Source organism: uncultured Campylobacter sp. (assembly GCF_905372745.1).
Lineage (GTDB): Bacteria > Campylobacterota > Campylobacteria > Campylobacterales > Campylobacteraceae > Campylobacter_A.
Genome location: NZ_CAJPQR010000047.1, coordinates 1 through 13,587, shown reverse-complemented (window position 1 = coordinate 13,587; position 13,587 = coordinate 1). Strand labels below are relative to the sequence as shown.

The window sequence follows — 13,587 nt, the reverse complement described above, 5'->3', positions numbered from 1 at the left end:
CGAACCGGGGATCAAAGCTTTGCAGGCTCATGCCTTACCACTTGGCTATGTCGCCTAAAAGTCAATGGTGCCCGAAACCGGACTTGAACCGGTACGGTAAAAAATACCGAGGGATTTTAAGTCCCTTGCGTCTACCATTCCGCCACCCGGGCAAAAATTCCCTAAATTTAAAACCGATGGAGCGGGAAACGAGATTCGAACTCGCGACCCCAACCTTGGCAAGGTTGTGCTCTACCCCTGAGCTATTCCCGCATTTTGTTTGAGAATTGAGATTCTAGCTGATTTTTGCTTAAAATTTTATTTTATTTCGTCAAATTTCAAAATTTCGTAAGATAAAAATGATATAATTCCAAAATCCTTTCAATGATTGGGGTTATAGCTCAGCTGGGAGAGCGCTTGAATGGCATTCAAGAGGTCGGCGGTTCGATCCCGCTTAACTCCACCATGACTAATATCTAATATTATTAACTTTCAAAAAATCCCTCAGCGCTTCGTATTCGCCGTTTTCAAAGTATCGCCATTTACCGGGCTTTAGCATACCAAGATCTACGCGCCCGAAACTAACGCGTTTTAGATCCATTACCTCAAGGTCGAAATAGCCGAAAAACCTTCGTAGCTCACGGTTTTGTCCCTCGTTTATCACGACTTTTAGTTTCGTAAAGCCGCCGCTGGCGCCGAAAATTTTATAGTCTAAAAACGGCTTAAATTCCATCGATTTTATCGCGGTTTTAGCATGCGCGCCCTTAGTAGCGTCGGCGGCGAAAAAGCCCTCATTCATCGCTGTTATCACCTCAGGCGTTATCTCGCCTTTTACTTTTAGATAGTATTCGCGCTCTACGTCGCTATTCATTAGCGCAGTTGCGATCGCCGGGGCGTCCGTTAGCAAAAGTAGTCCCTCGCTAGCGTAGTCAAGCCGCCCGATACTAACAAATTTAGCAAACTGACGATCCAAACTATCATAGATCGTTTTACGTCCGCGGTCATCCTTTTTACTAACCAGCTCGCCTTTTTGTTTGTTATAAACAATCACCGTAAATTCTTTCTTTAGCCGCACGGGACGGCCGTTTATCCTTACTTTATCCTCATCGCTAACGCTAGTAGCCAGCTCGCTAACGACGCGACCGTTTACGCTAACTTTTCCCTGTTTTATGAGCTCGTCGGCCTCTCTGCGCGAATAACTCGTGTTATGAGATATAAATTTATTTAGTCTGCTTTTTTGCATTTTATAGTCCTAAATTTGCAAGGTCGTGTATGTGTAAAACGCCGACCGGAACGCCGTTTTCCACGACGGCTAGGAGTTGGATCTTGTAGCGCTCGATAAGTGCTAACGCATCGATCGCTAACATCTCTTTATCGTTTAGCTCTTTTGGTTTTAGCGTCGCGTATTTGATCGCGGCATCGTTTAGATCAAAGTCCTCTCTCATCAGCGCGCGCCTAAGGTCTCCGTCGCTTAAAATCGCATCCAAAACACCGTCTTTATCCACGATAAGGACGGTACCGAGTTTGCCGTGCGTCATCGTGTCGATCGCCTGTTTTAGGCTCGCATTCCAGCGGACTATCGGCAAATTTTCGCTTCTCATCACGTCTTTTACTTTTAAAAATAATCTCTTGCCAAGACTTCCACCTGGATGAAAATTTGCAAAATCCTCTTTTTTAAAGCCTCGCTTTTCCATCAGGCAAACCGCTAACGCATCACCTAGGGCTAACGTTAGCGTCGTCGAGCTAGTCGGTGCGGCATCTAGCGGGCAGGCTTCTTTGCTAACGTCAAGTTTCACAAACGCGTCGCTAAATTTGCCCAGCGTGCTAAATTTATCCTTCGCCATCGCAACTATCGGCACGCCAAAACGCTGCACGTGAGGCAGGATTTTGGTTAGCTCCTCGCTCTCGCCGCTAAAGCTGATGGCTAGTAGCGTATCATCCTTGCCGATCATACCTAGATCGCCGTGCATCGCCTCGGTCGGATGCATGAAAAAGCTAGGCGTACCAGTACTAGCAAGCGTCGCGGCGATCTTGGCACCGACGTGTCCGCTCTTGCCTACGCCCGTGACCACGACTTTGCCTTTGGTTTGGTATAAAATCTCGACCGCTTTTTCAAATTCGCCGTCTAAAATTTCGGCATTTCTTGTTAGCTCGTTAGCCTCCATCTTTAGCACGTTAGCGGCTACTTTTATTATCTCGCTCATTTTGCGCCCTTACATCAGGTATATGATCGGCACGATGGTCGGATATTTTTTAACTTTTCTAAATATATGCTTACGGATGACCTGGCGCACTTGCCCCTCAAGCATCCTGCCGTCTTTTAAAAGCTCCTCTTTAACGTTGCTTAGATACTGCTCAAGCACGCCCTCCATCTCTTTTCTAAACTCGCCGTCTTGCTTGTCGCCAACCAGACCGTAGCTGATGACGCGAGGCTTATTTATGAGCTTAGCGCCGTGACGAGAGATTTGCGCGATGATCATCACGACGCCCGCTTCAGCCAAATTTTGCCTATCGATCACGACGTCGTCTGAAATTTGCTTGTTGATTTGGTTATCGATAAAGACCTTGCCCGTTTTTACCGTCTTGGCGCGTTTCATGTATTTTTGGCAAATTTCCATCTGATCGCCGTCGCTCATCAGATAGATATTTCGCTCGTCCACGCCGCAGGCTACGGCCGTTTCTTTATGCTTTGCGATGTGGTTGTATTCGCCGTGGACAGGAAGGAAAAATTTAGGCTTTATTAGGCGCAGCATCAGTTTTTGCTCCTCTTGCGCTGCGTGACCGCTCACGTGTATCTCGCTAAAGTCCTGATACGCGACGCTAGCGCCTGATTTGATGAGGAAATTTAGCACCGTCGAGACGCTGCTTTCGTTGCCGGGGATCGCCTTTGAGCTGATGATGATCTGATCGGTCGGCTTTATTTTGATGTATTTGTGCTCATCCGTAGCCATGCGGTACAGCGCGCTCATCGTCTCGCCTTGAGAGCCGGTGGTGACGATCAGTACTTCGTTATCTTTAAATTTGCCGACTTCGTTAGCGTCGATAAAAATTTTCTTATCCAGCTTGATGTAGCCAAGCTCCATCGCCGTGTAAAGGTTGCGCTCCATGCTACGGCCGATGACGCAGACCTTGCGGTTGTATTTTAGCCCCCAGTCGATCGCCTGATAGACGCGGTGGATGTTGGAGCTAAACGTGCTCATTATCACGCGGCCTTTGGCTTTTGAGAAAATCGCATCAAAGGTCTTACCCACGCTGCTTTCGCTTTTAGTAAAGCCCTCTCTATAGCTATTCGTGCTATCGCTCATCAGGCACAGCACGCCGCGCTCGCCGTAGTAGGCTAGGCGCCCCAGATCGGTAGGGTAGCCGTCGATCGGCGTGTGGTCGATCTTAAAGTCGCCCGTGTGGATGATGGTGCCGGCCTTTGTCGTGATGGCAAGCGCGCTAGCGTCGATGATGGAGTGTGTGATATGTATCCACTCGACCTCAAAATCTCCTATCAAATACGGCTTGCGCTTTTCGACCGAGCGGAAAAGTGAACGCTCCTGCTTTAGCCCGTGCTCTTCAAATTTGTTATTTATCATACCAAGCGGTAGCGGTGTAGCGTAAATCGGAAATTTAAACTCTTTATAAAAGTAGGGCACCGCGCCGATGTGATCCTCATGTGCGTGCGTGATGACGACGCCTTTTATCTTGTCTTTTATCTTGCGCACGTAGTCAAAGTCGGGGATGAGGATATCTACACCGTGCATACTCTCGCTAGGAAAGCTCATGCCGATATCGACGATGATTGCGCTCGTGTCGGTCTCAAATATCGTCATATTTCCGCCGATCTCGCCCAGTCCGCCAAGAGGCGTGATTCGGATCCTGTGATCGGTCGAGTTTAGGTATTTCATCGGTTCGAGGCGTAGTTCATGGACAGCCTTGTTTGCCTCCATAGACGCGGCGATATCTTGCTGCCACTGCTCGTTACCGTTTAGCTTAGCGGGTAAATTTTTCTTCGGTTTTCTCTGTTTTTTAGGCTTAGCTTCCGCTGTTTGATTTTCGGCGTTAGTGGTTTGTTTGTTAGCGTTTTTATTATCGTTTTGTGCGCTATTTTGAGAGTTTTGTTTGCCATTTTTAGTGCGATTTTTTTTGCCGTTTTGTTTGTTAGCGTTAGTTTGCTCGCCGTTTAGCGCGTGCTGTTCGCCGCCGTCAAAAGGCTCTAAAAAGAAATTATCTATCACGCTTTGGCTAGCTTTTTGCTCGCCGTTTTGCGCGTTTTGATCTAAATTTTCTTGTTTATTTTTATTTCTAGGGCGAAATCTGCGTTTTTTATTGCTCTTGCCCTGAGAAACCACCGCTTTTTCTTCGTTCTTGTCGTTCATTATCTTCCTTTAAATTTTTAAATATTTCTAGATAAAGATCGACATTTAGCTCGTGCGGACGGATGTTTACGCTCAAATTTAGCAGACTGAAAATTCGCTGGGTTTCAAGCTTGTTATAGCTTGAACTCAAATTTTTCATTAGCGTTTTTCTAGGCGCGCTAAAGGCGATTTTGAGATAAGTTTTAAATTTTTCGTATTCAAATTTACTCTCAAATACTCCGGTTTCGCCTATTAAATTTTTACTTTTTTGCAGTTTTATAACCGAAGAAGTCACCTTCGGCGGCGGATTAAAGCAGCTCGCATCCACGTCAAAAAGTAGCTCGCAGCCGCCTTGAAGCGAGGCTAAAATCGCCAAAGAGCTAAAATCTCTATCGCCGCTTTTTGCGCTAAATTTGAGCGCGACTTCCTTTTGTATCATCACGACCAGGCCGCGACATTTCTCGTCTTCGATCGCATTTAGGATCATCTTCGTAGCGACGTAGTAGGGCAGGTTTGCCGCTAAAAAATACGGCTCATCGCTTAGGCCGTCTTCGCTCCATTGATCCAGCGCGTCTTTGCAAAAAAGTTTCAATCGTCCGTTTTGAATTTCGTTTGCGAATTTTTTCTGCAGCAGCGCAAAAAGCTCGGTATCTATCTCATAGCTAGTTACGCCGCAAATCCGCAAAATTCTAAATGTCAAATCACCTAAGCCAGGCCCAATTTCAACGATATTTTGCGTATCTTTGGGAATCGCTTGGATGATTTTGTTTAGCGTCGCTTCGTCGTGTAAAAAATTTTGCCCGAAGCATTTTTTTGCTTTAATATTTTCCATTTTTTTCCTAAATTTCGCCGATTTTACCCAAAAATATCTTATGTAATGATTAGATAAGTCAAATTTAGCTAAAATAAAGCCAAATTTTAGCTAAAGAAGAGCGATGAACCATTTTGCAAAACGCATAATCCCATGCCTAGACGTCAAAGACGGACGCGTGGTAAAGGGCGTAAATTTCGTAGGTCTCGTGGATGCGGGCGATCCGGTCGAGATAGCCAAACGCTACAACGAGGAGGGCGCGGACGAGCTGTGCTTCCTCGATATCACGGCGTCACACCTTGAGCGCGATACGATCGTGGACGTCGTGGAGCGGGTCGCGCGCGAGCTTTTTATCCCGCTGACCGTTGGCGGCGGCATCCGCACGATCGACGATATCTCGCGCCTGCTAAACGTCGGCTGCGACAAAATAAGCCTCAACTCCGCCGCGATAAAAAATCCGAATTTGATAGACGAAGCGGCGAATAAATTCGGCTCGCAGTGCGTCGTCGTCGCGATCGACGCAAAGAAAACAGGCGAGGGCTATAGCGTTTTTATAAACGGCGGCAGGCTAGATACGGGCAAGGGTGCGCTTGCTTGGGCGAAAGAGGCTCAGGAGCGCGGCGCGGGCGAAATTTTACTCACGTCGATGGACTGCGACGGCGTTAAAAACGGCTTTGAGTTAAATTTGACGCGAATTTTTAGCGCGCTTGATATCCCCGTCATCGCAAGCGGCGGCGCGGGCAAAATGGAGCACTTCAAAGACGCATTTTTAGCGGGTGCGGACGCATGTCTCGCAGCGTCGATCTTTCACTTTAGAGAGATCGAGATTAGGGCGCTTAAAACATACCTCAGACAAAACGGCATCGAGGTTAGACTGTGAAATTTGAGCTCAAATTTAGCGCGAAAAAGGATAGGGCGTGATTATTTCAGCGGGACGAAACGAAATATTTCCATTTGCGCTACCGATGGGCGTCGGGCTAGTGGATATGAGCATAAATTTGACGGCGCTTTTGCAAAAGCGAGCTATGGCTGATGGTTGCGGTAGATACGAGCAAAATTTGACGGCTAATGGACAGCTCGACGAGAGGCTAAATTTGATTGATTCGCCTATTTTGCAAAGTGCGAAATCCTCTCAAAATCCGGATAAAATTTTAAACGCGCTGCCGAGAGAAATCATTTTTATAGGCTCGGCAGGACTTTACAAGGAAGGTGAAATTTTTGAAATTTACGAGAGCTCGGCCGCGGCAAATATCGAAATTTCAAGCCTAGAAAACAAGAGCTATTCGCCGATAAAAAACGAAATCGCTTCTGTTGTTCCACGTGGAACATGCAAGGTAAACTCCTCAAATTTCATCACAACCTATCAAAATTTAGCTCACGAGCTTTTTGCGCGTGGATATTTTTTAGAAAATATGGAATTTTTTGCCGTCCTTAAAGTCGCGCAAAAATTTCAAATCCCCGCTTACGGCATATTCGTAGCGACGAATTTTTGCGATAAAAACGCACACGCGGACTTTATCAAAAACCACGAGCAAGCCAAAAATGAGCTCGAAAAATATCTAAAACAAAAGGAAATCATTTGAAAAATTTGCTTGATTTTACATTAGACGAGCTAAAAGAACAACTCTCGCCGCCGTTTCGCGCAAAGCAAATTTTCGAGTGGCTATATAAGAAAAATGCGACGAGTTTTGATAAAATGCTAAATTTGCCAAAGGATCTGCGTGCAAATTTGGCGCAGGAGTTTTACCTCGACCCGCTAAAATGCGTCAAATTTGAGCAGAGCGCCGACGGCTCGATCAAATATCTTTTTGAGCTCAAAGACGGGCTACGGATAGAAAGCGTGCTGCTGCCGATGAAAGAGGAACTCAGCGACGAAAACGGCGAAGTAGCGCGTCACGCTCGTTATACGATCTGCGTTAGTTCGCAGGTTGGCTGCCGCATGGGCTGTTCGTTTTGCCTAACGGGCAAGAGCGGACTAACGAGAAACCTAACGTCGGGCGAGATCGTAGGTCAAATTTTATGGATAAAAAGAGAAAACAAAATCCCCTATGAGCGCCGCGTAAACGTCGTATATATGGGCATGGGTGAGCCGCTAGATAACCTAGAAAACGTTAGTAAAGCTATAAAAATTTTAAAAGAAAACGACGGGTTAGCTATCGCTCCGCGCCGCCAAACCGTTAGTACTAGTGGGCTAGGCAGCCAGATAAAAAAGCTCGGCGAGATGGATCTGGGCGTGCTGTTAGCGATATCTTTGCACGCCGTTACTAACGAGCTACGCAGCAAACTAATGCCGATAAATAACGCTTACAAAATCGAGTCCGTTATGGAGGCTGTGAGGGGCTTTCCGATCGATATGCGTAAGCGAGTGATGTTTGAGTATCTCGTCATAAAAGACATGAACGACGGTATAAAAGACGCCAAAAAGCTCGTTTCGCTACTACACGGCATCAAAGCAAAGGTAAATTTGATCTACTTTAATCCGCACGAAGGCAGCGAATACGAACGCCCGAACGCGGCCGATATGGAGGCATTTCAGACATATCTGCGCGATCACGGCGTGACCTGCACTATCAGGCAGAGCAAGGGCCTTGACATCAGCGCAGCGTGCGGTCAGCTAAAAGAGCGCGACAACCAAACGAGCGGCAAAACGATAGCCAAGACGACAAAATGACGCTACTTGATATATCCCAGATAGTTTTCGTCTGCGTTGTTGTTTTTGCGGGACTCGGACTGATTATAAAGACGGCTTTTTATGACGAACAAAACCGATGATATAGCATTTTTGAGAGAGCAGATAGATAGAGATAATGACGACTCGTTTTTCGTTTTGCTCTACGATTTTTGCTATTTTGATAAGAAAGTTTTTAAGAAAATCCTAAAAATTTGCCTAGAAACCGAGATAGAAGATAGAAATTTGCGTGCCGAAATTTTAGACATTTTACACTTTACGACTTATTTGATGCTCTGTCATCGCGATAAAAAGGATATGTATAAGATAAAAAATTTCAAAAAAGTCGAGGAAAAATTCGGCGATTATTTTCAGATCGTAAGGCAAATCAGTAGGAAATTTATAACGGAGTAACAATGAACGCGCAAAAAATAATGGACGAAATCGACGTATTTTTAAGCAAATCGCTACTTAAAAAATCAACGATAACCGAAGCACAGATCGTAAATTTCATAGAAACAAAATGGGCGGAAGCAGACGAGGAAAAGTACAAAATCTACGATGCGTACATCTACGCGCACCGCATGATAAGCGAATACGAAGAGCTGAAAGACTGCGCCAACGTCCTGCGCTGGATCGATGAGATGTATAAGTGCGATAAGGCAAAAGATAGGCCGTCCTACGTGAAGGACTATTATAGAGGCGAGCGCTGTCTAGCCTGCGGTCAAAAAGAAGCGGCGCTAAAATATCTGCAAAAAAGCTACGACGCGGACAGGGACTATGTTTTTGCCGGAAACGAACGCATCGCTAAATTTTTTAAAGATTATCTTGCAAATCCTGAAATTTTGCCTGAATTTATAGAAGAAGAGTATGATGAAGATGAATTTGATGATTTCGGATTTGAGATAGAACTCGAACATTTCGGTAAAATTTTAGAGCAAGAGGCAAAATTTTATTGCACGTTTCTAAACAAAAAAGGCGATGAGGTATACGAGCCAAGCCGCACGCACTCAAACGCTGTTGATTTTTTGAGGCAAAATCAGGAGGAAATTTTAAACGAAATTCTGACCGAGATTTTCAATAATTATCCAAAATGGCAAGAAATTTACGACTATCCGAGCGAGACAAAGAGTGATTTTATCCCAAATATCTACGCGCCGCACGAGCTTGGCAGGCTTTTGGAGCTACAAAATATCTATATTTTACTTAGCGGTAAAACCGCGAAAATAGGCTTTGAGTTTAGCTGCTCGTGGGATATGGAGCACGGCCTAGGCGTGATGACGCAAAGCGGCAAAGTCGTAAAAATCGGCAGCGGAGAGACGGCATTCGGCTTTTAGCCTTTGGCTATAAATTTGCCCGGCCACAGCGCGCAAATTGATTTTTACTCGTCAAAGGTTTTGTTTTTCGTATGATAAAAGTATAGATACAAAAGCCCCAGCGGCGCGATAACAAAAGCAAAACCGTAACAAAGCAGCATGGTTATAAATTTTGCTACAAGTAAAAATAGCGCATTTACGAAAAATACGTTATCTCCAAATATAAAATCAACGATACTCTCATAAACAAAGCGAGAATATGGATACAAAAAGATATTTGCGATAAAGATAAGATAGCTAAAAATTCGCTTATCGCCTCCATTATACATAAGCGCTATAAACGAAGCCGTAAAGATAGCGCCGAAAAATAGATGCCGCAGGTAATAAGACGCGTTAAGTCCGCCGAAAGTCTTTTTAATAAAACTCATAAAAATCACTCCTTGAATAAAATTTACCTGCTTATATCTCTTCCCCATAAATTTCCGCTTGATCCAACCGGTCGGTACTAAAACCCATTTCCAGCCGTCTAAATTTAACCGTGCGCTAACTAACAAGGCCAAATTTACTAACGAAATTTACGTTAGTTTATCTTTTGAGCTTTTTATGCGGGGTGCATCATGCCTAATCGTAGCTAAATTTTGCGCCATCGTTTCGTGCTTGACGCTATCGCTGGTAGATGTTGCATATCCAAAATTTACCGTTTTTATGCCGCAAGATTTTATAAGACTGGCAAACGGAAAATAAAAAGCAGTCTGACAAATCGGCTCAAAATCTATCCGTGCTTTACGAGCTTATAAAATTCCTCTTTAGCGTCAAATTTGGATTTTATTTTGTATTTCACACCGTCAAATTTAAAGCAAATTTCATCCGAATGCAGCAGCAATCTCGGCGCGCCAGTCGTTAAAATTCGCTCTCTTTCGCTCATCTCTTTATCTAAAATTTTCTCGATTTGCGGTCGAGCTAGACCATAGAGCGGTTCGCCCAAAATCTTATGTTCCACGTGGAACAAATGTAAACGAATCTGATGCTGTCTGCCCGTGAGCGGTACGGCTCGCACCAGAGTCGCATCGATATCGGCAAAATACTCCATCGGCAAAATCTCCGTCACAGCGCTTTTGCCGTCCTCGCAAATTCGCATCCGCATTTTCACGTCGTCATAGTCGTTTGCTAGATCCATATTTGCCTCGATACGCAAATTTTCGCTTATTTTTCCGTGCGCGAGCGCGACGTAGCTTTTATAAACCCGCCTGTTTTCAAAAAGCTTTTTCAAATTTACGACCGCATTTTTGTCTTTGCCTACGACGATGAGTCCGCTCGTTTCGCAGTCTAGACGGTGCGCGACTGAGGCCTCTCGGCCGTAGAGCGACCAAATTTCGTCATTTAGCGAGTACTCGCAGTGCCTGCCGTTTGGGTGACTGAGCACGCCGCTGGGTTTATCAAAAACCGCAAATTTATCGCACTCAAAAATCGGCCCTAAACCGCGCGGATTCGTCTCATACTCTATCAGACAAATTTTACCGCTTAACAAGGCATTTTTTTCATCAACGACCGTGCCGTCGCAGATTAGTCTACCTTTGTCGATTAGGCGCTGGGCTTCACGCATTTTATAGCCGTTTTGCAGTAAAATTTCATACGCTTTTTGCCTTTCGGCATGCGCGATAAATTTATGAATATAAGGCAATTTTCACTCTTTAAATCTAAAATTTAAGGGCAAATTTAGCGGATACTAACCGCCTTTTCAGCCCAGTTTTTATATAATCTTTCCTTAAAAAATTATACAAAAATTCACATAAAAAAGGCTAAAGTATGGTAGAGAGATATTCGCGCGAGCAGATGGCGCAGAAGTGGGATATGCAGGCAAAATACGGCGCATGGCTGGAGGTCGAGAAGGCTGCGGTCAAAGCATGGAATAAGCTGGGATTCATCAGCGATGCGGACTGCGAGAAAATTTGCAAAAACGCAAAATTTGACGTAGCGCGCATCGATGAGATCGAAAAGACGACCAAGCACGACGTGATCGCGTTTCTAACGAGCGTGAGCGAGAGTCTGGGCGAGGAGAGCCGCTTCGTGCACTACGGCATGACTAGCTCAGATTGCATCGACACCGCCGTCGCGCTTCAGATCAAAAGCAGCATGGAACTCATTATCGAGGACGTAAAGGGCCTCATGAGCGCGATCAAAACCAGAGCGCAGGAGCACAAAAATACGATGATGGTCGGCCGCAGCCACGGCATCCACGGCGAGCCGATCACCTTCGGGCTCGTGCTTGCGGTCTGGTACGACGAGGTCGCGCGCGCGCTAAAGCTGCTACAGGACGCCAAAGAGGTCGCCGCCTACGGCAAGCTAAGCGGCGCGATGGGAAACTTCGCTCACGCACCGCTCGAGTTTGAGGAGCTAACCTGCGCCGAGCTCGGCCTAAAGCCTGCTCCAGCATCAAATCAGGTCATCCAGCGCGACCGCTACGCCCACGTCATCAGCGCGATCGCCGTCCTAGCCGCCACCTGCGAAAAGATCGCCGTTGCCGTGCGCCACTTCCAAAGGACGGAAGTTTACGAGGCCGAGGAGTACTTTAGCCCCGGCCAAAAGGGCTCTAGCGCAATGCCGCACAAGCGAAATCCCGTGCTTAGCGAAAACATCACCGGCCTTTGCAGGATGCTGCGCTCATACGTGACGCCTGCGCTCGAAAACGTCGCGCTCTGGCACGAACGCGACATCAGCCACAGCTCGGTCGAGCGATTTATTCTACCCGACGCCTTTATCACGGCTGATTTCATGCTTGCGCGCATTATGAATTTGATCGCAAATTTGGTAGTTTATCCGGAAAATATGATGAAAAATCTAAATTTAACGGGCGGGCTCGTCTTTTCTCAGCGCGTGCTTTTGCAGCTTCCGCAGCGCGGGATCTCGCGCGAAGACGCGTATAAAATCGTACAGCGCAACGCGATGAAGGTCTGGGCGGATCTGCAAGAGGGCAAAAAGGCGATAAACGAAAACGGCGAGAGCCTATTTTTGCAAAATTTGCTCGCCGACGAGGAGCTGCGCGCAAGCCTGGGCGAGGCAGAGATAAAAGAGTGCTTTGATTATGCGTATTACGCCAGGCACGTGGACGGGATATTTAAAAGAGTTTTTGGGTAATATAAATTTATGCATTATTTTTTGATAAAAATATTCTCTTGGCTTTATGTTATTTCTGCCATTTCACCAATTGCTATTATATTTTTATTAAGATTACAGCACTATGTTTGGGCTATTAGTATATTTTTATTTGCGCTAATTTATTCTAATATATTTTTAAAATGTTGCTCAAAAAATTTTGGTGATGAAAGAGCGGAGTGTGATTTAGTGGAGATTGCCGAGCCAAAATTTGTACCTATGTATATCGCCTATTTTGTGATTGCTTTAAGTATTGATGATGGAAATTTATGTCTATTTTTGATAATTTTTTCCGGAATTTTTATATTAATCCAAAGGTGTAAATTTAGTTTCTTTAATCCATTTGTACTATTCGGATTTAACTTTTATGAGGTTAGCATAAAAAACAATACAGGAACAAATTATAAAATATTTCTGATTTCAAGGCAAAATATTAAAAATATTAACGAGTTATCAAATTTAATCAGACTAAATGATTTTACATTTTTAGAAAAGGGGAGAGATGAGTAAAATTTCTGTGTTTGGTAAAGGCAAAAGTAAAATTTATAAAATTTTAGGAAGCAGTTTAAACGATATTTGGAATTATGATGAAATTACTAATTTAACCAGTATAAACTTTGTGCAAGATGCAGGAAACTATATACTGCAAGAAAATGAAGTTTTTTTTATAGATTTAAACAATGAGGAAAAATTAAAAATCAGCGATTTATTAAATACGACAAATGCTGAAAATATAAGTAGGAAAACCCTGCTTGACTTAAAATATATGTTTGTGATTAACAAAAAAAATATCTATTTCCAGAGAGTTTATAAGACAAATTTAATTGATAAGCCGTTTATTTATTTTAAAGATACTGCGACACTTCATACAAAAGAAAAAATATTAGTTTTACAAAATCGTACCGAGGTTGCATTTGTTGATAATAAGGTATACTTTTTTAAATTTAGTGATTTAACGGCCGTATTTAGCTTTTTATCATATTATTATAGAGAAGCGACAAAAGATGATTTAGAAAAATTTAAAAACTATGAAAGGTTAAGTATAAAAGAAAGTCTAGAGCTAGACAAATTACCAAAAACGATACTTCAAAAAATTGCTCAAATAGTAGATAATTTAAAGCAATTACAGGATAATTTTGACAACTATAAGCGATATGCTTCAAAATATGTTAAAAATTTTAAAAAAAGTAAAATTGAATTTTCAATAAAAGAAGATATTGAAAATCTGCATAATCTCATATTTGAAAAATTTTATCAATCAGATATAGCCGGCGAAAAACGTATTGCAAATTCTTTTAAGAAACTATAATTAAATTA

At 43.9% G+C, this 13,587-nt stretch carries 15 protein-coding genes and 3 tRNA genes; 10 read left to right on the top strand and 8 right to left on the bottom strand.

What is annotated here, in order from left to right; genetic code table 11:
• Positions 1–65: 65 nt before the first annotated feature.
• Both QZ157_RS10095 and QZ157_RS10090 read right to left on the bottom strand, forming a co-directional pair.
• A tRNA-Leu gene (locus QZ157_RS10095) sits at positions 66–152 on the bottom strand.
• A 25-nt stretch (positions 153–177) separates the two neighbouring features.
• A tRNA-Gly gene (locus QZ157_RS10090) sits at positions 178–252 on the bottom strand.
• Between the two features lie 117 nt (positions 253–369).
• On the opposite strand from QZ157_RS10090, the gene QZ157_RS10085 reads away from it, so the two are divergent.
• A tRNA-Ala gene (locus QZ157_RS10085) sits at positions 370–445 on the top strand.
• A 3-nt stretch (positions 446–448) separates the two neighbouring features.
• Here the strand turns inward: QZ157_RS10085 and QZ157_RS10080 are convergent.
• Genes QZ157_RS10080 through rsmA form a run of 4 tightly spaced genes read right to left on the bottom strand, consistent with a single transcriptional unit; the run spans position 449 to position 5,154 of the window.
• Entirely contained in the window at positions 449–1,222 is a 774-nt protein-coding gene (locus QZ157_RS10080) for a pseudouridine synthase (RefSeq protein WP_295145189.1), read from the bottom strand.
• Position 1,223: 1 nt separating this feature from the next.
• A complete protein-coding gene (locus QZ157_RS10075) occupies positions 1,224–2,183 on the bottom strand; it encodes a KpsF/GutQ family sugar-phosphate isomerase (RefSeq protein ID WP_295145186.1) in 960 nt (319 codons plus the stop codon).
• Between the two features lie 9 nt (positions 2,184–2,192).
• Positions 2,193–4,343, bottom strand: a complete 2,151-nt coding sequence (locus QZ157_RS10070; RefSeq protein WP_295145183.1) for a ribonuclease J — start codon at positions 4,341–4,343, stop codon at positions 2,193–2,195.
• Positions 4,291–5,154: a 16S rRNA (adenine(1518)-N(6)/adenine(1519)-N(6))-dimethyltransferase RsmA gene (gene rsmA / locus QZ157_RS10065; RefSeq protein ID WP_295145180.1), complete on the bottom strand. Its 864-nt coding sequence runs from the start codon at positions 5,152–5,154 to the stop codon at positions 4,291–4,293. Before rsmA ends, QZ157_RS10070 begins: the two co-directional genes overlap by 53 nt.
• A gap of 103 nt (positions 5,155–5,257) precedes the next feature.
• On the opposite strand from rsmA, the gene hisF reads away from it, so the two are divergent.
• The 5 genes from hisF (at position 5,258) to QZ157_RS10040 (ending at position 9,138) form a co-directional block, all read left to right on the top strand.
• Positions 5,258–6,013: an imidazole glycerol phosphate synthase subunit HisF gene (gene hisF, locus QZ157_RS10060; RefSeq protein ID WP_295145177.1), complete on the top strand. Its 756-nt coding sequence runs from the start codon at positions 5,258–5,260 to the stop codon at positions 6,011–6,013.
• 37 nt (positions 6,014–6,050) lie between these two features.
• Entirely contained in the window at positions 6,051–6,716 is a 666-nt protein-coding gene (locus QZ157_RS10055) for a purine-nucleoside phosphorylase (RefSeq protein ID WP_295145174.1), read from the top strand.
• Positions 6,713–7,804 (top strand): 23S rRNA (adenine(2503)-C(2))-methyltransferase RlmN, encoded by a 1,092-nt coding sequence (gene rlmN / locus QZ157_RS10050; protein ID WP_295145171.1) that lies wholly within the window; start codon positions 6,713–6,715, stop codon positions 7,802–7,804. The genes QZ157_RS10055 and rlmN overlap by 4 nt, the downstream gene beginning before the upstream one ends.
• Positions 7,805–7,885: 81 nt before the next feature.
• Positions 7,886–8,215, top strand: coding sequence for a hypothetical protein (locus QZ157_RS10045; protein WP_295145168.1), 330 nt, complete (start codon positions 7,886–7,888; stop codon positions 8,213–8,215).
• Between the two features lie 2 nt (positions 8,216–8,217).
• The gene (locus QZ157_RS10040) at positions 8,218–9,138 is read left to right on the top strand and encodes a hypothetical protein (protein WP_295145165.1); all 921 of its coding nucleotides are present in this window, start codon (positions 8,218–8,220) and stop codon (positions 9,136–9,138) included.
• A 44-nt stretch (positions 9,139–9,182) separates the two neighbouring features.
• Here the strand turns inward: QZ157_RS10040 and QZ157_RS10035 are convergent, their stop codons facing one another.
• Positions 9,183–9,545 carry a hypothetical protein gene (locus tag QZ157_RS10035; RefSeq protein ID WP_295145163.1) on the bottom strand — a complete coding sequence of 121 codons (363 nt, stop codon included), beginning with the start codon at positions 9,543–9,545 and terminating at the stop codon, positions 9,183–9,185.
• A 58-nt stretch (positions 9,546–9,603) separates the two neighbouring features.
• On the opposite strand from QZ157_RS10035, the gene QZ157_RS10030 reads away from it, so the two are divergent.
• Complete coding sequence (locus tag QZ157_RS10030) at positions 9,604–9,861, top strand: hypothetical protein (protein ID WP_295145162.1); 258 nt, start codon at positions 9,604–9,606, stop codon at positions 9,859–9,861.
• A 28-nt stretch (positions 9,862–9,889) separates the two neighbouring features.
• Here QZ157_RS10030 and QZ157_RS10025 read toward each other — a convergent pair whose 3' ends face one another.
• A complete protein-coding gene (locus tag QZ157_RS10025; RefSeq protein ID WP_295145159.1) occupies positions 9,890–10,798 on the bottom strand; it encodes an RluA family pseudouridine synthase in 909 nt (302 codons plus the stop codon).
• 125 nt (positions 10,799–10,923) lie between these two features.
• Here QZ157_RS10025 and purB point away from each other — a divergent pair, with 125 nt between their 5' ends.
• The 3 genes from purB to QZ157_RS10010 are packed head-to-tail and all read left to right on the top strand — an operon-like array spanning position 10,924 to position 13,579.
• On the top strand, positions 10,924–12,252 hold the full coding sequence (purB, locus tag QZ157_RS10020; RefSeq protein ID WP_295145156.1) for an adenylosuccinate lyase: 1,329 nt from the start codon (positions 10,924–10,926) through the stop codon (positions 12,250–12,252).
• Between the two features lie 21 nt (positions 12,253–12,273).
• Positions 12,274–12,780: a hypothetical protein gene (locus QZ157_RS10015; RefSeq protein WP_295145152.1), complete on the top strand. Its 507-nt coding sequence runs from the start codon at positions 12,274–12,276 to the stop codon at positions 12,778–12,780.
• Positions 12,773–13,579 carry a hypothetical protein gene (locus QZ157_RS10010; protein WP_295145149.1) on the top strand — a complete coding sequence of 269 codons (807 nt, stop codon included), beginning with the start codon at positions 12,773–12,775 and terminating at the stop codon, positions 13,577–13,579. Before QZ157_RS10015 ends, QZ157_RS10010 begins: the two co-directional genes overlap by 8 nt.
• Positions 13,580–13,587 lie beyond the last annotated feature (8 nt).